Source organism: Clostridium sp. DL-VIII, from assembly GCF_000230835.1.
GTDB lineage: Bacteria > Bacillota > Clostridia > Clostridiales > Clostridiaceae > Clostridium.
In genome coordinates, this window is sequence record NZ_CM001240.1 from 3,622,173 (window position 1) to 3,640,572 (window position 18,400).

The window sequence follows — 18,400 nt, forward strand, 5'->3', positions numbered from 1 at the left end:
TGGAAAATCATATTATAATATTGGCTTAAATGCATTAATGTTAATTAAAGTGAAATTATTAAGCCAACTATATAATGTGAGTTATGACTATCTTATTAGTGAAAGTAATTTTAGCGGTGATATCGCAAGCATCGAAATGATAGTTGACGAAATTGACTGGACTAGTGCCTGGAGTAAAAAATACCCGATTTTAGCATCCTATCAAGGTGTGCAAGGAATGAATACTTATTGTGAAAAGTTATCGAAGTTATATGATGACTGCAAAAATGAATTTAATTTTAATGACGAGGACACTGTTTGGGTTTTAAAAGATATTCTTTATAAAAAATTAAATCAGAAAAAAATAAAACCAAGTAAAATTTTGCTGTTACAATTGATTTATTTAACAAAGAGCCGCTAACCACATGATACATTCTCATAGGTTATCGGCTCTTTGTCTTTTTACTGTTATCTTATGCTAATCTTCATAATTCCCATTGAGCACAAGTAAAATATAAATTTGTTTTTATCTCTTCCTAACAGGAATCCAAACTTCACTATAAGCGTAATCTTTTTTGTCTTTATCCATTTTAGTAAAAGAAAAAGTAGGGACATTGATTATCTCATAATTGGAAGAGGGAAGCCATTCCGAATATATTCTTGCCATTGTTCCTTGTAATGTAGAAGGAAATGGCCCCTCGTTTGGGAATATTGCCCAAGTACAAGATTCAACTGGTACTTTTTCTAACAGATCACTTATTTGATTTTCAGTCGTTAAAATGCCTATCAGATGAGTTAAATATCCTTCTTCTTTTAAGAAATTAGCGTCAGCCTCATAAGATGCATTGATAATTTCATAAGGCTCGATATTTTGAAGAGAATGCATTTCTTTCTTTTGTTCGTCCGTTATGCTTTGTGCTAGTTTTATAATCTCATTAATAACCCCTTCAAATTGCATAGGGATACGTTTATTTACACCAACTAAATTAAACGCTGGTTTGTCTTCAATTCTAAATTCCATATTAATTCCTCCTTTGATAGTTATTATGAATGAAAGTTTGGGAAACGATTTACTTATGCCTTTTTTTATTACATCTGAGGGTAAAAAACCACTCCATTTTTTAAATGCTCTAGTAAAGCCGTCCATAGACTGATAACCATATTTCAAAGCAACATCCGTTACTTTTTCTCCATATAATAAATCTTTATTTGCTTCCGACAATTTTCTGTTCTTGATATATTCACTAAGCATCAGTCCTGAAAGATAAAAGAATATCTTTCTAAAGTGATAGTCAGAAACCCCAGCATATTCAGAAATTGTTTCAAGAGATAGATCATCATCGGTTAAATGATCTTCAATATAGTCAATTACATGATTTAATTCGTTTATCATTGTCTTCCTCCTTTTCATATCTACATAATACCAGAGGTATTTTAACGATGCTCGACTTTTTTAACACAAAAAATATCGAATGGTTATATAATATTACTTATTTATTTTAAACTAAATTTTATGAAATTTTATCATGAAATTTTTATTACTCTGTAAGGATATGGTTTACTCCCTCTTTCTATATTGCACATATTCTAAAAATCTCTTAGTTGCAAGGGAAAGTGATTTTTGATCTCTCATAGCAATACCAATGTTTCTAAAACAAGGAACTTCAAGCTCTTTTGCTATAATTTTATAAGGGATACGTTGTAAAATCAATTCAGGCAGGATACTAATTCCAAGCCCTTTTTCTACCATGGACATAATGGCGTAGTCATCCCATGTTGTAAAATGAACTTTAGGGGAAATGTTATAGCGTTCAAATATCTCCGAAACCTCTGCTTTTGCGCCTTTTTCCAAAAGCATAAAAGGATAATTACATAGTGCGTTAGTTGGAAAGTATTCACAATCTACAAGTGGATGATTTTCAGGTAAAACCACAAGCAGTTTATCCTGCTCCAATAAAATTGTTTCAAACTCTGGAAGTGTAGGAAGCCTAAGAAAACCAAAATCTACGCGCCCCTCTAAAATCCAGCTTTCTATTTCTGTATAATCGCCGAGTAGTAACTCATAATCAATATTAGGGTAATCCTTTTGAAATTCTCTAATGATATTAGGGAGCCAATGAGTTGCAACGCTTGAAAATGTACCTATTCGAATAAGTCCTGATTGCAATCCGTTCAATTCTTCAACTTGCGTCTGTAACTTCTGATACTCATTACAAACATTTTTAGCAAAGGGCAATAATTTCAATCCATCTGAGGTTAGTCGTACACCAGAGCGTCCACGTTCAAGAAGTGAAACACCCCATTCCTTTTCTAAATCATTAATCATACGACTAATACCAGACTGAGAATAGTTCAACATCTCTGCTGCCTTTGTAAAGCTCCCATATTCAACAGTCCTAATAAATGCCATATATTTTTGAATGTTCATATCCATACTATGTTTACCTCATATTCATCTGATTTTATCATCTTTCCTATGATAAATATTCGCTTTTGTCATTTATGAATTTATGATACATTATGCCTATAGAGTTTTCAAGAGCTTTGCTAGAAGGTACTTATAATGGAATGTAACAAATAGTAGAATTAATAGTGATTAGAGGGAGGAGAGTATAGAAATGAAATTATCTAAAACACAAGCAAATATGGCTTTACGAAAGGAAAAAGATGAAACGAGCATATTTTAAATATTTTTTAGCATTATTACTTTTTGGATTTAATGGAATTGTTGCAAGTTACATTTTACTAAATAGCTATGAAATAGTTTTTTTGAGAACCTTGATAGGCAGCTTATTTTTGATTTTAGTATTTACACTTTCTAATCAGAAAATACAGTTTTGGAAAAATAAATCACACTTTCTGTGTTTAGTTATTTCTGGGATGGCTATGGGTGCAAGTTGGATGTTTTTATATGAAGCATACGGACAAATTGGTGTAAGCATCGCCACACTTGCCTATTATTGTGGTCCTATGATTGTCATGGTTTTTTCTCCTATTATATTTAAGGAAAAGATGACAAAATACAAATTACTTGGATTTATTGCTGTAATAATTGGAATGCTTTGTGTAAATGGGCAAGCTTTATTACAGGGAAGGAATTCATGGGGATTGATTTGTGGAGTATTATCGGCAATCATGTATGCCATTATGGTGATTTTCAATAAAAAAGCTGTAAGCATAATTGGACTTGAAAATTCCATGTGCCAGTTAATTATGAGCTTTATAACAGTTGCGATTTTCATAGGTTTAAAGAAAGGATTTTCAATCAACATTATGCAGGGAAATCTAATACCTATACTGATATTAGGCGTTGTAAACACAGGAATTGGTTGCTATTTTTATTTTTCTTCCATTGGTGATCTGCCTGTGCAGACGGTATCAATTTGTGGATATTTAGAACCGCTTTCAGCATTGATTTTTTCAGCTGCCATTTTGGGAGAAAAATTAAGTTTTGTACAAATAGCTGGGGCTGTGTTAATTTTAGGAGGTGCAGCCTTTGGCGAATTATTTAGATTCAAAAAAATTGATATAAACAAATTTTAAATGGATGGGGTAAACAAGATTATAATTATATAGTTATAGTAGAAAATGAAGCAGGATTAAAAGCTTCATATAAAATTGAACTTTTCCCTGAGGAATATATAGAATTAGATAATGATAAATGAGATAATAACATTTATTAGATTTTAATCTTAAAGGCAATAAACACTTAAAAAATGTTTATTGCCTTTATTCAACCTACTCTATGAGAATCATCACTAGAATCTACTTCTAGAGCAACCCCAAGTTTTGCTGATATTATGGTATTTAGTTTATTAATTGAAGCAGATAGTCCATTTATTTGCTTTTCTAACCGAATCAGCAAATACGCTGAAACAGCCACAGCAAATCCATTATTAACTACTAAATTAATTAAGTCATTTATTTCCATAACTTCATCACCTCCCATAATGGATATATGAGCATAAGCATATAATTTCATGGAATCAGATTAAAAAGTGATAAATTAATAGAAGAATATGCACCTAAAAAAAGCAGCTAGCATTAGCTATTAGAAAGTCTACATTTAACAGTGAGTTAAGATGCTCCTTGCAGGATGAAGGAATATTAGATAAATGCAAAGGATGTAATCTTAAGTAAACTTGCGATGGGATTGACGAAGTTTCAGAGGATTATCTAGAAATGACCACTAAGGTTGTAAATAATTTTAGTTTTGAATAGTGTAAGGAAGAATCAAAAAAAATAACAAGTTTATCTGACAGTATATTTGAATTTAATAATGTCATTACAAAAATAAGAGCTCCAAGAATTTAGTAATCTTGGAGCTCTTAAGCTTGATAATTTAGGGAAATATAGTTGAAGATTTTATTTAAAGCAACTTTCTTTTTTCGAGTAGCTGTAGAGTAGCACATATTTTTAAAGTGAGCATATTTTTGAACTGTATTGTTTTTAAAGAAAATAAAATCTATAAGTTCCTTTTCATCATCGTTTAAGTTATTAAGGGCTAATCTTAAATCCGTATAATCACATTCCTCACAAAATAAATCTTCTAAGCTGATATCCTGAGAAGGCAAATCTTTTTCAAAATCATCAAGGAGACTTAAAGCATCATATCCTTCAGTGGAGCGTCTAGTTTTAATTCGTTTTATAAGATCATTCATATTATTTTTAATTGCATTAGTGGCATAGGCAACAAACCTATGTTTTTCTAAATTGTACATGGAAACACATTTGAATAATGATTTGTAACATTCATTGTGAAGATCATGTATGTCATATCCATCAATAAAAGTTTTTTTAGAAATATTTAAGATTAAAGGCCTAAATTCTTCAGCTAATTTATCTTTTGATAACATATCTCCATTTTTACATTTATAAACTAATTCTTCAATGTAATTAAAATCCATACAGACCTCCCTATTATTATATAAAATTATTTCACTACTATATGTAGTGTGAAATATAAAAATATCTCTACATATAGTATATATGGTAAAATTTCATATATCTCCAAGGGAGGTGTATAAATATTAATCTGATTGAAATTTTATGGAAAATTACATAAAAACGTTGTTCTGTCCATCTTAACTTGTATTATTTTAATTTGTTACATAATAATATTGATGCAATAATATGAAGAACTTATAAATAAATGCAGTTGTAATATAATAATAAGTATATAAAATGATATTGAATAGTTAAAAATTCAAGAAATGAATTTAAGGTGGTTTTTAAAAAATATTTCTTGATAGTAAATTGTTGTGTCACAATTAAAGTTGTTCAAGGAATAATATAAGAAGGAGGAAAAGTTATGTCAAGCAACGTAAAACAGAGAAGAATAGTTTTAGATTTAGCAACTACTTTAGATGGCTTTATTGAAGGGGAAAATGGAGAAGTTGATTGGTGCATTATGGATACTGATATGGGGTTTACTAATTTCTTGAATGAAATTGATACTATTTTATATGGTAGAAAAAGTTACGATTTATGGGGACAATATATTCCACAAGATGAAGATTCTGATGATGAAAAAGAAGTTTGGAAATTGATTCATAGTAAAGAGAAATATGTGTTTTCCAGAACACAAATAGATACTAATAATCAAGCGATATTTATAAATGAAAATATTCTTGAAGAAGTAAATAAATTGAAGAATAAGCCTGGTAAAGACATCTGGCTATATGGAGGAGCAAGTCTCATTACGACATTTATAAATTTAGGGCTTGTTGATGAATTTAGATTATCTATTCACCCTGTTATTTTGGGAGAAGGAAAACCGTTGTTTAGTGATATAAAAAAGAGATTAAATTTAAAAATGGTTAATACCAGAACATTCTCTTCTGGCGTTGTACAACTAATCTATCATTGGAATAGTAATTAATTTTTAACATAGCCAAAAGCAAAATAAGGTTTAAAATGTAAAGGGGGCATATTAAGATTGAATAATGAGATTTTTACAAAATATGCTATAATTAATACAAAGTAGTAAATAAGTGCGAACTGAAGATAATTAATATTTTATGTTGGAGGTAATGGAATGAGTTGTAAAATGTGTGACAAGCAAAAAAATATTAAAGATGACCCATATTTTATTATGGAACTTGAAACAGGATATGTAATTTTAGGATGGTTTCAGAGGTTCAAGGGCTATACTGTTTTCAATTGTAAAGAGCATGGTCCTGAATTACACAACTTAGAACATTCTTTTAAAATAAAACATCTTGAAGAAATGGCTATAGTAGCAGAGGCTGTTTCTAATATATTTAAGCCTGATAAGATGAACTATGAACTACTTGGAAATGGATGTCCTCATATTCATTGGCATCTATATCCAAGAGTAAAAGGTGATACTCCTATAGTTAGTTCGGTATATCAATTGTCAAATGAGGAATTGTTTGATGAATCTACAAGACCGAATGAGGAGCAGAGAGAAGAATTGAAAGAAAAGATTAAAAATGAAATTGTACTTCTACTTTCAAGATAAGTATTAAACGAAGTAATTGTAAATTAAAACGTAATAGTACATAACAAATTGTGTATCAAAGATTATAATCAAAGAACGATTAATTCTTAACAGGAGGTCTAAAATTATGAAAGATAAATTTCTTTGTGTCATGGCACAATATGATATGGAAACAGAACAAAAGTTGAAAGAAATTCAAAATTTATTAAAGGAAAAAGGGGTTGTCGGGAAGCAGACACCTAACTTGCCGAATCATATCACTCTTGGGAGTTTTGAAATATCACAAGAAGTATTGATAAAAGAAAAAGTAAAAATGGTATCAGAAAAGTTTCATAAATTTGAAATTAAATTGAGCAATATTGGACTCTTTGGACTGGATGTTTTGTTTATATCACCTTCTGTAAATCATGAATTATTAAATTTACAACAATATTTTAATCATGATTTTGCTGATGGATTTGGATGGACAGCCCATACAACGATGCTAATAGATGATCATAAAACTATTTTAAAAGCATTACCTTTTGTAGCAGACAGTTTTAAAGGTTTTTCTGGAAAAATAGAGTCCATTAGTTTATATGAATTTTGGCCAACACGCTTTATTTTAGAGAAAAAATTATTATAGTTATTTCAAAATATTTATTTTTCTTGCAAGACTGTAGAATAACACGAAGTACCAAAGAACTTTAGTGTTATAGAAAAGAATAATTATATTACATTAAGGTAGAATGAGGTTTATATATGGAAAGGATAGCATTGGTTTCGGATATTCATTCAAATATCCACGCATTAGAAGTATTTATGAATTACATTAATAATGAATGCAAAGTCTCTAAAATTTTAAATATGGGTGATTTTATTCAAATAGGGCCAAATCCATTAGAAGTTTACGATATTATTATGAATGACGACAGATTTATAAATGTTATGGGTAATGGAGAGTATATGTTTTTTGATAAGGAAATAAAGAAACGTTACGAAAAGGAATCTGAACATAGAGATTGGGTAATTAATCGATTAGGAAATGAGAGAATGGAAAGATTAAAACAAGTGCCACTTCAAAGAATTGTTGAAATTGAAAATAAAAAATTTCTTATGGTGCATACAAGAATGAATAGTGTTATAGAGTTTCCTCTTCTGTATAAAAAGAAAACTCTTGAGGAATTTGTTGCAGATTATAATGTGGATGTAGACTATGTTTTGATTGGACATACCCATTTTCCGTTATATGCTGTACATTGGAATTGGAAACCTATATTAAATCCAGGTTCACTTGGCTGCGGTAAAGATGGTATAGCAAAGTTTGTTATAGCGGAAATAGATGATGGACTTGTTAATATTACTTATAAACAATTGAAATATAATAAAGAAAAAGTAATTCATGATTACAAAAAGAATTACGTTCCATATGGTGAAAAATTTATAGAAATGTTCTATTAGGTATCTTATTTTCTATATAATCAGAAATTCACAATTTTCGTAAGTTTTGTATCAGTGTATCACTTTATAATTTGAATTGAACTACATAGTTTTCCATTAAAATATAAACAAGTTTAAAGGCGATAAACACTTCAAAATGTTTATCGCCTTTTTATTCATGCCACTTTATGAGAATCATCAGTAGAACTCTCTGTATCGATAGCTACTCCAAGTTTAGCTGATATTATGGTATTTAACTTATTAATTGAACTTGATAAGCTAACAATTTGTTTCTCTAAGCGTATTAGTAAATATGCAGATACAGCCACAGGAAAACCATTATTAACAATAAGGTTAATTAATTCATTTACTTACATAAATCTATCACCTCCTATAAGGGATATATGAAATAAATATATTAGCTCATGTTAGAGAACAAATAATTATTTGAAATTAAAATAAATTAAATTACTGAGTGCCACCTTCATTTACAATATGGTTATGATAATAATCTATGGCAATATCAACTATGGTACTGATACATACATTAATATCTGGATGTATACTCTTTAATTCATTTATTTTTCTTATGGTAGAACTTCTAAGGGTGTAGCTTCTTTTAATATTCAGAGTCTCCCCATCAATGGCCATAGCCGTAAAGCTAATATTGCTAATATAAACCTTTTTTCAAATTCATATATAGCTTGTATAATAAAAATATAAATTTGAAAAGAGGTGTTCATCATTCACAAAAGATTAAGAAAAATTGTAAGAGATTCGACTCAGTTATTTTCATATGAATTAGTAGATAGAATTGCTAGAGATACAGGATTTATAAGCAGAAAAGGAAAAATTGATGCTGGAACATTTTTGAGTTTTAATAGTTTTCTTAAAAATAATGTCTTTAAAACCAGCAGAATTTATCAGAAGATTTACAATGCATATTCTACCAGATAGATTTGTGAAAATAAGACATTATGGGATTTTAGGAAACAGAAATAAAAAAGTAAAGTTTAAACGCTGTTTAGAAATATTTAGGGGCAAACCTAAAGAATTTGAGAGTCTATCGTCAGCGGAGCTATTCTTGAAATTAACTGGGATTGAAATAGGTAAGTGTAAAAATTGTGAGAAGGGAAATTTAATTAAAATAGGTAAAATAATGCCTAGGAGTGCTTCACTGCCTTAAATAAAAATAAAAGTGAATAAGCGCTTACGTATGGGGAGGGGGATTTTATGTTTAAAAATAAAATAACTATATATTTTTAGGAAATAAAGTCTTAAAATAGTAATATAAAATGAAAGAATATGGAATTTAAAGTGAGTTGTGAATTTTTGAATCCCCATACTGGGCGGTCTGCTTTTAGCGACTTCGTTCTATAAATTGATTGCGATATTGAGAAGTGCAAATTTAAGATACATCTGTAAAATAAGTATAGATATATATTAAATATGTGCTATTTTTTAGGTCTCAACATCGCAATCAACCCAACTCATTTTTTGTGTAGTAAATAAAAGAATATGTTCTTTGAAAATTTAATAATATGGTGTTTACAAAATATACTATAATCAGCTGAAACAAATAGTAATTATTGAAGCATACTTACTCAATAGCCTATAGTATGCTTCAATTCATGTTCTGGTTATATTTTAATTTAAGTATATTTTATCATTTTTGAATAAGATCAGTTACTGTTATGTCTGGATGATGATAACGACCTCTTTTAACAGTAGATTTTTTATATTGTATAGATTTTTGTGGACACCATTGCATACAAGCAAGACAAGACTCGCATTGATGTTCCCATTTTGGTTTTCCTTCATACATAACTATGTTGCTTGCAGGACAGACTTTTGAACATATACCACATCCAATACATTTTTCATCAGTCCAGAAATTTTTCCCCATAGCTTTTGGATTAAAAGTGGCTCTGTATCCCAAATTATAAACAGCACTCATAATAGAATTAACCTTATATTCAACATGTTGGCTGCTTTTTATAGCAGAAGCTATTTTATAAATCTGTTCTTTTTCATTTATGAAAAGTTTATTTTGTTTTTCTTCGGAAGCAGGTTGATACACTAGCTGATTGTTGCCTGGCATAAAAACAGTAAAAGATGCAGCTAACTTAATATCTTTTTTAGCTAGGATTTTTTTTACTTGATTAGGAGCCGAGCCTGCCATTGCACCACAAGTTACTATAGCAAAAACATAGGTATGCTTATTGATCTGTAGTTTTTCTATAAAGTTTTTTACTATCACAGGTATTCCTGCATTATATACAGGAAATACAAAGCCTATTTTATCTGATTGAGTATCACTAAAAACTGACATATTGCTTTTAGATATTTTTACTATTTTAGAATCTGTTAATTGATCACTTAAATCATTTGCTACCTTTAAGCTATTTCCTGTGCCGGAAAAATAATAAATTGTTGTATTCATATGGGCATCACTCCTTGATTTATTATAGTACATTTATTATACTTAGGATATATATACAATACAAGTACGCAGAAGATACGAACTAAGTACGCTTAAGCGTACTGACTTCTATAACTTGAGGGGGAATTAATCAAATGACAGACATTAAATTTAAGGAATATCAAGAGCAAATAAAAAATTTCCCAATTAGCGAAAATTGTGCAGCAGCTAAAACATTAGAGATTTTTCAAGGAAAGTGGAATATTAGAGTGCTTTTTGAGTTGGTAAGATGCGACTCTATTCGTTTTGGAGATTTAAAAAAACAAGTAGGTGGAATAACAAATACAATGCTTACTTACACACTGAGGGATTTAGAAAGCAGGGGATTAGTTCACAGAACTCAATTTAATGAAATTCCACCACATGTTGAGTACTCACTATCTCAGGCAGGAAAAGATTTATATCCTATTTTTGTTGAGATAATGCGATGGAATGATAATCATTAATGATCACATAAAAAAATTTAATTTGTATAGCTGTTTATGAATGCTATTATCATATCTAAAAATTTAATAGTAAATTAGAATATCGCACTATTCATAACCAACAATAGATTTGCGATATTTTTTATTTAAAATACTACATAATACTAATATTGGACAAACTGTAGATATGATGTAATAACTTATAAAAAAATATTCTTTGAAAATTGAATAATGCGATATTTGCAAATATGATATAATTTACCCAAAATGAATAGCGATTTGTTTTTCTAAAGTAAAACTAAAATTGTAATAAGTAAGGAGAAAAAATTTGAATAAATATACACGAAAGGATTTGTCAGAACTATTGAATATAGGAAAAGAAACTCTGAGATATTATGAAAATATAAAGTTGATAGACAATCCAGTTAGAAATGAAAGTGGCTATAGAGTTTATTCGGAGGAAGATGTATTAAGAATTAAATTTATTGTTCGAATGAAAAATTATGGATTCAGTTTAAGAGAAATATCGAATTTGATTAAAATGGTTCTTAATGATAAATGTACTCATCAGGATAAGTTAGTAGATTATATAGATAATAAGATAACTGGAGTTGAAAATCAAATTAAAGAATTATATCAATTAATAGAATTATTGAATAAAGTAAAAGAAAATAAGCATTTAGGCGAATGTGATTTTTTTAAATCTTTGATAAATAATTCTTGACATTGTTCTATACTACAACCATTACACTATTTATAAAATAGGAAATGGGGTTTTAAACATGAAGATAATTGCTATTAACGGAAGTCCAAGAAAAAACGAGAATACAGGAATTTTACTAAATAAAGCTCTTGAGGGAGCAGCTTCAAATGGAGCAGAAACAGAAATGCTACATCTATATGATTTTAATTATAAAGGATGTAAAAGCTGTTTTGCATGTAAATTAATAAATGGTAATAGTTATGGACAGTGCTCTATTAATGATGAAATAAGTCCAATTCTAAAAAAAATTAATAATTCAGATGCTATAATTCTTGGTTCTCCAATTTATTTAGGATCAATTACAGGTGAAATGAAATCTTTTATGGAACGATTAATTTTTCCATATCTGGTTTATGATGAAAATTATTCTTCGCTTTTTCCTAAAAAAATTTCTGTAGGATTAATTTATACCCTTGGAGTTAATGAACAAAAATTGGAACAATCAAAATGGAAAGAATCCATTAAATACAATGAATTTTTAGCGGAAAGGTTTTTAGGAAAAGTAGAATCACTTTTTGTAACCGATACTTATCAATTTGATGATTATTCAAAATATGTTGCAACAGCTTTTGATGCTAGTGAAAAAATGAAGCGTAGGAAAGAAGTATTTCCGCAAGATTGCAAAAAGGCATTTGAATTGGGAAAACGACTAGTCCAAATATGATAAGAGACTTAAAAAATTATAGCAAATAGATATAATGACAAAGCAATAAATTATACCTACTTAGCAGTATTTTTATTTATCTTCGTAAAAGATATATGGTTATTTATTAGAGATTCTAAAATTCTAAAGAATTTAGGAATATATATTTTTTAGAATTTTAGAATAAAAGAACTTAAGAATAATGGAATTTAAGAATATAAAAGGAAATCCGACTCACATTCGTTCGCTGGATACTCACAGAGTAAGCGATCATCATCAAATCACAGATTTGGATGTCTGCTTAACTGATTCACACCAAATATATTAGTTGTTAAATTTAAATTTAAGTGATAAAATATCACTGGGTAGTATCTTATAGAGCTATACCAGATTTTTTGCATTAAAATTTATAATACGACTCATATCTATATGAATGAGATTGAATTAGGATGTTGTATCACATTTATGGAGGTGATACTATAAGAATTGGATTTATTGGGCCTGGGAAGGTAGGCGTAAATTTAGGACGTTACTTTACCCATAAGGGGATAGATTTAAGCGGTTTTTATGGAAGGGATATAGAAAATACCATGAATGCAGCTAATGTTACTAAATCTAAATTTTATAAAAACATTCAAGAGATTATCAAGGAAAGCGATATATTATTTATTACAACGCCTGATGACATCATTTCAATTATAGATAGTGAATTATCAAAATTTGATCTAAACAGCAAATCAATTTGCCACACAAGTGGATCACTTAAATCAAATGTATTATGTAATGCCAAACATTCTGGTGCATTTATCTATTCTATACATCCAATATTTGCGTTTTCAAACAAGAACATGAATTTAAATGAACTTGAAAAGATTTATTTTTCTATTGAAGGTGATATTTTTGACGATTCAATGGTTTTAAAGTTATTTGAAGTTATAGGAAATAACTTTTTTGAACGGGACGAAAAAACTTCGTCTATTTATCATTTAGCTAACGTATTTATTTCTAATCTTACATTATCTTTATTAGAAATAGGAATTAGTTATTTTAAAATTCTCGGATTAAGTGAAGAAGAAGCTTTAAAAGCTGTAAAACCTCTTATAAATGGAAATATTGAGAACATTTTTTCAAGTGGATTTGTGAATTCTTTAACAGGTCCAGTTTTAAGAGGTGACATTAATACTATAGAAAAGCATCTTTCGGCTATAAATGATGAGGATAAAGATATTTATAATTTATTATCTTTAAACTTATTAAAGCTTGTTGCATTGAAAAATTCTGAAGGATTGAGGCTTGAAGAAAAAGAACAGGGAAATACGATAGCATTTACAAATAATGAAAGTATACTCAAAAGTTTGTTAAAAAATTCAGAAAAACATTTAGAGATCTATAAAGTTTTAGGAGGAATAGAATAGTGAAAAATACAGTATCTACTTTTAAAAATGCTAAGACTCATGGGGAAAAAATAAGTATGCTTACAGCATATGATTATTCAATGGCTAAAATTATTGATGAAAGTAATGTTAATGGAATTTTAATTGGAGATTCTCTCGGTATGGTGATTAAAGGAGAAGAGGATACATTAGGAGTTACTATAGATGAAATTATTTATCATACAAAAGCGGTCAAAAAAGGAGCTAAGAATGCACTTATAGTAAGTGATATGCCATTTCTATCTTATCATGTTTCAGTGGAACAAGCTATTCTAAATGCAGGAAGGTTAATTAAAGAAGGTGGCGCTAATGCAGTAAAGCTTGAAGGCGGAGCTAATGTTATAGAACAAATAAAAGCTATTGTGAATGCTCAAATTCCAGTAATGGGGCACCTAGGATTAACACCTCAATCTATAAATGCTTTTGGCGGATTTAAAGTTCAAGGTAAAGATGAGTCAGGAGCTAAAAAGCTTATTGAAGATGCAGTTCTCATAGAAAAGGCAGGTGCATTTTCTATAGTTCTTGAGGGAATTCCTGAAAAGGTAGCAGAGCTTATTACAAAGGCGGTTTCAATACCAACAATAGGAATTGGTGCAGGTAAATACTGCGATGGACAAATCTTGGTGTACCAAGACATGCTTGGAATGTTTAATGATTTTGTACCGAAGTTTGTTAAACAATATGCAAACATTGGACAGAGCATGAGAGAAGCTATAGGTTCTTATGTAAAAGAAGTTCAAGACGGTACTTTCCCTGAAGAAAAACACACCTTTAAAATTGATGAAACCGAATTAAAGAAATTATATTAATTTAATAAAAGGGAGTAGAAGCGATGTTAGTTAAAGAAATACGTGAACTTAGAAGTTTAATCAAAGCATGGAAAAGAGAAGGACTTTCAATTGGATATGTTCCAACAATGGGGGCTTTACATGAAGGTCATGAGAGTTTGATTAAAAGAGCAGTAGAAGAAAATGATAAGGTAGTTGTAAGTGTTTTTGTTAATCCAACACAATTTGGACCAAATGAAGATTATAATAGTTATCCTAGAGATATAAACAGGGATATGGAAATCTGTATAAATGCAGGTGCAGCTATAGTTTTCAATCCTGAACCAAGTGAAATGTATTATGATAATAAATCAACTAGTGTTAAGGTTTCAAATCTTACTAGTGTTCTATGTGGGGCTAAAAGACCAGGACATTTTGATGGAGTCTGCTTAGTTGTTTCTAAGTTTTTTAACATAGTTACTCCTGATAAAGCTTACTTTGGAGAAAAGGACGCTCAGCAGGTAGCTGTAATAAAAAGAATGGTTAGAGATTTAAATATAGATGTGGAAATCGTAGCATGTCCAATAATTCGTGAAGAAGATGGACTAGCTAAAAGTTCTAGAAACACTTATTTATCAGATGATGAAAGAAAAGCTGCTTTAGTGTTAAGCAGAAGCTTAGGGGTAGCTAAAGAAGCATTAAATCATGGCGAAAGAAATGCTAATGCTATTAAAGAAATTATCAGAGAAGAAATTAATAAAGAATCACTAGCAAAAATTGATTATGTTGAAATAGTGGACAGTGAATCATTAGAAAATGTTCAAAAAATAGAAAAAAACATTTTGATTCCAATTGCTGTTTATATAGGTAAAACAAGATTAATAGATAATTTTACATTTAAACTATAATAAGAATCTTAGGAGGAACTTTTTGATGATACTTACAATGTTAAAAGGGAAAATACACAGAGCTACGGTAACTCAAGCTGAGTTAAATTATATGGGAAGCATAACTATAGATAAAACACTTATGGAGGCTTCAAATATAATTGAAAATGAGAAAGTTCAGATAGTTGATATAAACAATGGAGAAAGATTTGAAACATATGTAATCCCAGGGAAGAGAGATTCAGGTGTTATTTGCCTAAATGGGGCAGCAGCAAGATTAGTACAAACTGGTGATAAAGTCATAATTATTGCTTATGCTCAGATGAATGAAGAGGAAGCAAAAAAATTTAAGCCGGCTGTTGTATTTATGAATGATGATAATACAATAAAGGAAATTACTAATTACGAATCTAATGAATAAAATTTGATTTAGGCACATGAAAATAAATAACAAGTCCAAAGTTGACATGGATATTTTTCATCAGGCAAGAAAGCAAATTGCCCTCATAGTGGGCCTATTAGGTCAATTTGCTGCCGTAGGATGATGGAAAATAGGCTGGCAAATGGACTTGTTATTTACTTGATTGTGCCTTAAATTAAACAAGCATAAGCAGTTTATAATACTTTTGCTTATGCTTGTATAATTTGAATTTGCAAAATCTAACAAGCTGTTCGTATATGTATGTTTATTATATGATATTATAATGTTTTAGTGCATTAGCTACTCCATCTTTTTCTATATCCGTTGTTACAAATGAGACTAGATCAAAAAGAAGAGGATTACTATTTCCCATTGCAATACTGTTTTTTGCATATTTAAGCATAGATAAATCATTTGTGCTATCACCGATGGCATAAGTGTTTTGATGAGGAATATCTAGATGATCCATTAAATATTTAATTCCTGATGCCTTTGAATATTCTAAAGGAACTAATTCATAAAAATCTTTACCACGATGTATAAACTCGAAAGTCTTTTCATAACATTTTTTGAATTCAGCAAAATTACTATTTGTATTTAGCCAAATTACAACTTTATCAAAATCAATATCTATATCATCAAAACTTTGTCCTGTATATAAACCTACATTTATGTGACGTTTCTTAATTCTTAAGACTTCAGAAGAATTTATATTAAGATCATTATCATAATACACACCTTGTTTTCCTTCAAGGATGGCATCAATTTTACATTCCCTTAATTTGCTAACAATTTCTGTTGAAATCTTTCTTCCAAGGCTTTTGTGAAATAATTCTCTCCCTTTAAATTCTATGTAGGTTCCACATCCGCATACATAACCATCAAAATTTAATTCTTTAATACAATCGTCAATTCCTAAAATTGGTCTCCCAGTATTTATAAAGGCAAGATGTCCATTTTCTTGAGCCTTTTTTATTGCTATTTTTGCACTTTCTGGTACCATATAAGTTTTTTCATTAAGTAGTGTTCCATCAATATCAAAAAATATCATTTTATTTTTCATCTTATTTTCCTTCCTAGTATATTAATTATTTGCTTATTCATTGGCTTGTATCACTTTGTTAATTATACCCTTGTTATAGAATCAAAACAACGTTTGCGTTTTCATCAAAATAATAGAAAATTCTAATTAGAATACTTTACTATCAGCTCTAAAGATTGAATTAATTTCGAGTAAATAAACTCCAAAAATGTAATGAATTATGATAAAATATAATTAAGAAAAGTGCCTAAATTACTACGTTTGCGGGGAAAGTTATGAATAGAAGAACAAGAAAACAAAAAAGAGAAATGGAAAAAGAAATAAATTTTTTCGGAGAATTTTCAAAAATAAAAAAGCATTTTTTTAGAGATTTTAATAGGAAATTAGCCAATGTGAAAGATAAAAGAAATCAAAGTTATATAACTTATAATCCAGAAATAATACTGTTTGTAGTTATTATGAAAAATGTTTCTGGAATTGTTAGCATGAATAGAATGACAAATGATTTTAACAATGATTTAGCAATAGATAATATAGCTAAATCATTAGGATATGACTCGTTAGAAGACATACCACACTATGATACTATAAATGACTTTTTGAGAAAATTAGACGTATCTGAATTAGAAAAAATTAGAGATTATATGATACGAGAGCTTTTCAAAAAAAGGTCGTTGGAGAAATATCGATTATTAGATAAGCATTGGTGCATTGCTATTGATGGTTCACAATTATTTTCCTTTAAGGAAAAACATTGTGAACATTGTTTAAGGAAAGAACACAAGAATAAAGATACTGGTGAAATAGAAAGAATAACTTATTATCACACGGTATTAGAAGCTAAGCTTATTTTAGGAAATATGACATTTAGTATATTAACTGAATTTGTAGAAAATGAGAACGAAAGCGTTAGCAAACAAGATTGTGAAATAAATGCAGCTAGAAGACTTATGAAAAAATTGAAATATAAGTTTAGAAAGCTTAATATCTGCATTTTAGGTGATAGTCTTTATGCATGTGAACCAATTTATAAATTATGTACTGAGTATAAGTGGAAATTTATTTTTAGATTTAAAGAAGGAAGAGCAAAAACACTTTGGGAAGAAATTCAAACCATAAAATATATTGAGAATAATGAAAACACCTCTAATTTAACTTTTAAAAGTCACGAGATACATCAAAAGTTAACTTATATAAATGAAGTTTCATATAAAAATAGCTCTGTTAATATAGTAGATTTCACTGAAAACATTCGCAAGAAATCTAAAGATAAAAGCACAAAAGAAGAAACGTCCAAAAACTTTGTTTTTGTTACGAATATACAAGTTACTAAACGAAATGCTTTTAAAATTGTAGTCGCTGGTAGAAGCAGATGGAAAATAGAAAATGAAGGATTCAACAACCAAAAGAATATAAGATATGATATTGAGCATGCGTGTTGTTTATATTATCAGGCCATGAAAAATCATTATTTATTAGTTCAGATTTCAGATATATTAAGACAACTACTAGAAAACGGTAGCGCAGCACTAAAAGAATTAAAAATTGGGATAAAAGAAATATCTTCAAGAATGCTAGAATCCTTTCGAACAGACACTCTAACATCTGAAGATATATCACAGTTAAATCAGCATATAAAAATACACGATTTATAACAAATATTATTTTAACAAAGG

21 protein-coding genes and 3 pseudogenes are annotated in these 18,400 nt (G+C 29.1%); 16 read left to right on the forward strand and 8 right to left on the reverse strand.

Features of this window, described 5'->3' with window-relative positions; translation table 11 throughout:
* Window positions 1-37 precede the first annotated feature (37 nt).
* Complete coding sequence (locus CDLVIII_RS16745; protein WP_009170632.1) at window positions 38-400, forward strand: hypothetical protein; 363 nt, start codon at window positions 38-40, stop codon at window positions 398-400.
* A 105-nt stretch (window positions 401-505) separates the two neighbouring features.
* On the opposite strand, the gene CDLVIII_RS16750 is transcribed toward CDLVIII_RS16745, so the two are convergent.
* Both CDLVIII_RS16750 and CDLVIII_RS16755 read right to left on the reverse strand, forming a co-directional pair.
* The gene (locus tag CDLVIII_RS16750; protein ID WP_009170633.1) at window positions 506-1,372 is read right to left on the reverse strand and encodes an AraC family transcriptional regulator; all 867 of its coding nucleotides are present in this window, start codon (window positions 1,370-1,372) and stop codon (window positions 506-508) included.
* Window positions 1,373-1,537: 165 nt separating this feature from the next.
* Window positions 1,538-2,413: a LysR family transcriptional regulator gene (locus tag CDLVIII_RS16755; RefSeq protein ID WP_009170634.1), complete on the reverse strand. Its 876-nt coding sequence runs from the start codon at window positions 2,411-2,413 to the stop codon at window positions 1,538-1,540.
* A gap of 233 nt (window positions 2,414-2,646) precedes the next feature.
* On the opposite strand from CDLVIII_RS16755, the gene CDLVIII_RS16760 reads away from it, so the two are divergent.
* Window positions 2,647-3,522 carry a DMT family transporter gene (locus tag CDLVIII_RS16760; RefSeq protein ID WP_009170635.1) on the forward strand — a complete coding sequence of 292 codons (876 nt, stop codon included), beginning with the start codon at window positions 2,647-2,649 and terminating at the stop codon, window positions 3,520-3,522.
* Window positions 3,523-3,712: 190 nt separating this feature from the next.
* Here the strand turns inward: CDLVIII_RS16760 and CDLVIII_RS16765 are convergent, their stop codons facing one another.
* Complete coding sequence (locus tag CDLVIII_RS16765; RefSeq protein WP_009170636.1) at window positions 3,713-3,910, reverse strand: YvrJ family protein; 198 nt, start codon at window positions 3,908-3,910, stop codon at window positions 3,713-3,715.
* A 98-nt stretch (window positions 3,911-4,008) separates the two neighbouring features.
* On the opposite strand from CDLVIII_RS16765, the pseudogene CDLVIII_RS32110 reads away from it, so the two are divergent.
* Window positions 4,009-4,200 (forward strand): annotated as a pseudogene (locus CDLVIII_RS32110) (hypothetical protein); the annotation flags it as partial.
* A 107-nt stretch (window positions 4,201-4,307) separates the two neighbouring features.
* On the opposite strand, the gene CDLVIII_RS16770 reads toward CDLVIII_RS32110, so the two are convergent.
* Window positions 4,308-4,886, reverse strand: a complete 579-nt coding sequence (locus tag CDLVIII_RS16770) for a sigma-70 family RNA polymerase sigma factor (RefSeq protein ID WP_009170637.1) — start codon at window positions 4,884-4,886, stop codon at window positions 4,308-4,310.
* A 404-nt stretch (window positions 4,887-5,290) separates the two neighbouring features.
* Here CDLVIII_RS16770 and CDLVIII_RS16775 point away from each other — a divergent pair, with 404 nt between their 5' ends.
* From CDLVIII_RS16775 to CDLVIII_RS16790, 4 genes are all read left to right on the forward strand, one after another.
* A complete protein-coding gene (locus CDLVIII_RS16775) occupies window positions 5,291-5,860 on the forward strand; it encodes a dihydrofolate reductase family protein (protein WP_009170638.1) in 570 nt (189 codons plus the stop codon).
* 156 nt (window positions 5,861-6,016) lie between these two features.
* Window positions 6,017-6,463, forward strand: coding sequence for an HIT family protein (locus CDLVIII_RS16780; protein ID WP_009170639.1), 447 nt, complete (start codon window positions 6,017-6,019; stop codon window positions 6,461-6,463).
* Between the two features lie 106 nt (window positions 6,464-6,569).
* A complete protein-coding gene (locus tag CDLVIII_RS16785; protein WP_009170640.1) occupies window positions 6,570-7,067 on the forward strand; it encodes a hypothetical protein in 498 nt (165 codons plus the stop codon).
* Window positions 7,068-7,183: 116 nt separating this feature from the next.
* Window positions 7,184-7,882, forward strand: a complete 699-nt coding sequence (locus CDLVIII_RS16790) for a metallophosphoesterase family protein (protein WP_009170641.1) — start codon at window positions 7,184-7,186, stop codon at window positions 7,880-7,882.
* 155 nt (window positions 7,883-8,037) lie between these two features.
* Here the strand turns inward: CDLVIII_RS16790 and CDLVIII_RS30015 are convergent, their stop codons facing one another.
* Both CDLVIII_RS30015 and CDLVIII_RS30020 read right to left on the reverse strand, forming a co-directional pair.
* Window positions 8,038-8,220 carry a YvrJ family protein gene (locus CDLVIII_RS30015; RefSeq protein ID WP_242836011.1) on the reverse strand — a complete coding sequence of 61 codons (183 nt, stop codon included), beginning with the start codon at window positions 8,218-8,220 and terminating at the stop codon, window positions 8,038-8,040.
* Between the two features lie 109 nt (window positions 8,221-8,329).
* Window positions 8,330-8,509, reverse strand: a pseudogene (locus CDLVIII_RS30020) (hypothetical protein); the annotation flags it as partial.
* Window positions 8,510-8,777: 268 nt separating this feature from the next.
* On the opposite strand from CDLVIII_RS30020, the pseudogene CDLVIII_RS32115 reads away from it, so the two are divergent.
* A pseudogene (locus CDLVIII_RS32115) lies at window positions 8,778-8,879 on the forward strand (transposase); the annotation flags it as partial.
* 648 nt (window positions 8,880-9,527) lie between these two features.
* On the opposite strand, the gene CDLVIII_RS16800 reads toward CDLVIII_RS32115, so the two are convergent.
* Window positions 9,528-10,304, reverse strand: a complete 777-nt coding sequence (locus tag CDLVIII_RS16800) for an EFR1 family ferrodoxin (protein WP_009170642.1) — start codon at window positions 10,302-10,304, stop codon at window positions 9,528-9,530.
* A gap of 134 nt (window positions 10,305-10,438) precedes the next feature.
* On the opposite strand from CDLVIII_RS16800, the gene CDLVIII_RS16805 reads away from it, so the two are divergent.
* The 7 genes from CDLVIII_RS16805 (at window position 10,439) to panD (ending at window position 15,682) form a co-directional block, all read left to right on the forward strand.
* Window positions 10,439-10,789 (forward strand): helix-turn-helix domain-containing protein, encoded by a 351-nt coding sequence (locus tag CDLVIII_RS16805; protein WP_009170643.1) that lies wholly within the window; start codon window positions 10,439-10,441, stop codon window positions 10,787-10,789.
* Window positions 10,790-11,096: 307 nt separating this feature from the next.
* Window positions 11,097-11,492: a MerR family transcriptional regulator gene (locus CDLVIII_RS16810; protein ID WP_009170644.1), complete on the forward strand. Its 396-nt coding sequence runs from the start codon at window positions 11,097-11,099 to the stop codon at window positions 11,490-11,492.
* 58 nt (window positions 11,493-11,550) lie between these two features.
* Window positions 11,551-12,195: a flavodoxin family protein gene (locus CDLVIII_RS16815; RefSeq protein ID WP_009170645.1), complete on the forward strand. Its 645-nt coding sequence runs from the start codon at window positions 11,551-11,553 to the stop codon at window positions 12,193-12,195.
* A 428-nt stretch (window positions 12,196-12,623) separates the two neighbouring features.
* Window positions 12,624-13,589, forward strand: coding sequence for a Rossmann-like and DUF2520 domain-containing protein (locus CDLVIII_RS16820; RefSeq protein ID WP_009170646.1), 966 nt, complete (start codon window positions 12,624-12,626; stop codon window positions 13,587-13,589).
* Window positions 13,589-14,416 (forward strand): 3-methyl-2-oxobutanoate hydroxymethyltransferase, encoded by an 828-nt coding sequence (gene panB / locus CDLVIII_RS16825; protein WP_009170647.1) that lies wholly within the window; start codon window positions 13,589-13,591, stop codon window positions 14,414-14,416. Before CDLVIII_RS16820 ends, panB begins: the two co-directional genes overlap by 1 nt.
* A gap of 23 nt (window positions 14,417-14,439) precedes the next feature.
* The gene (gene panC / locus CDLVIII_RS16830; RefSeq protein ID WP_009170648.1) at window positions 14,440-15,282 is read left to right on the forward strand and encodes a pantoate--beta-alanine ligase; all 843 of its coding nucleotides are present in this window, start codon (window positions 14,440-14,442) and stop codon (window positions 15,280-15,282) included.
* Window positions 15,283-15,307: 25 nt separating this feature from the next.
* Complete coding sequence (gene panD, locus CDLVIII_RS16835) at window positions 15,308-15,682, forward strand: aspartate 1-decarboxylase (RefSeq protein WP_009170649.1); 375 nt, start codon at window positions 15,308-15,310, stop codon at window positions 15,680-15,682.
* Window positions 15,683-15,950: 268 nt separating this feature from the next.
* Here panD and CDLVIII_RS16840 read toward each other — a convergent pair whose 3' ends face one another.
* Window positions 15,951-16,745: an HAD family hydrolase gene (locus CDLVIII_RS16840; protein ID WP_009170650.1), complete on the reverse strand. Its 795-nt coding sequence runs from the start codon at window positions 16,743-16,745 to the stop codon at window positions 15,951-15,953.
* 254 nt (window positions 16,746-16,999) lie between these two features.
* Here CDLVIII_RS16840 and CDLVIII_RS16845 point away from each other — a divergent pair, with 254 nt between their 5' ends.
* Window positions 17,000-18,379 carry a transposase family protein gene (locus CDLVIII_RS16845; protein WP_009170651.1) on the forward strand — a complete coding sequence of 460 codons (1,380 nt, stop codon included), beginning with the start codon at window positions 17,000-17,002 and terminating at the stop codon, window positions 18,377-18,379.
* The last annotated feature ends 21 nt before the right edge of the window (window positions 18,380-18,400 follow it).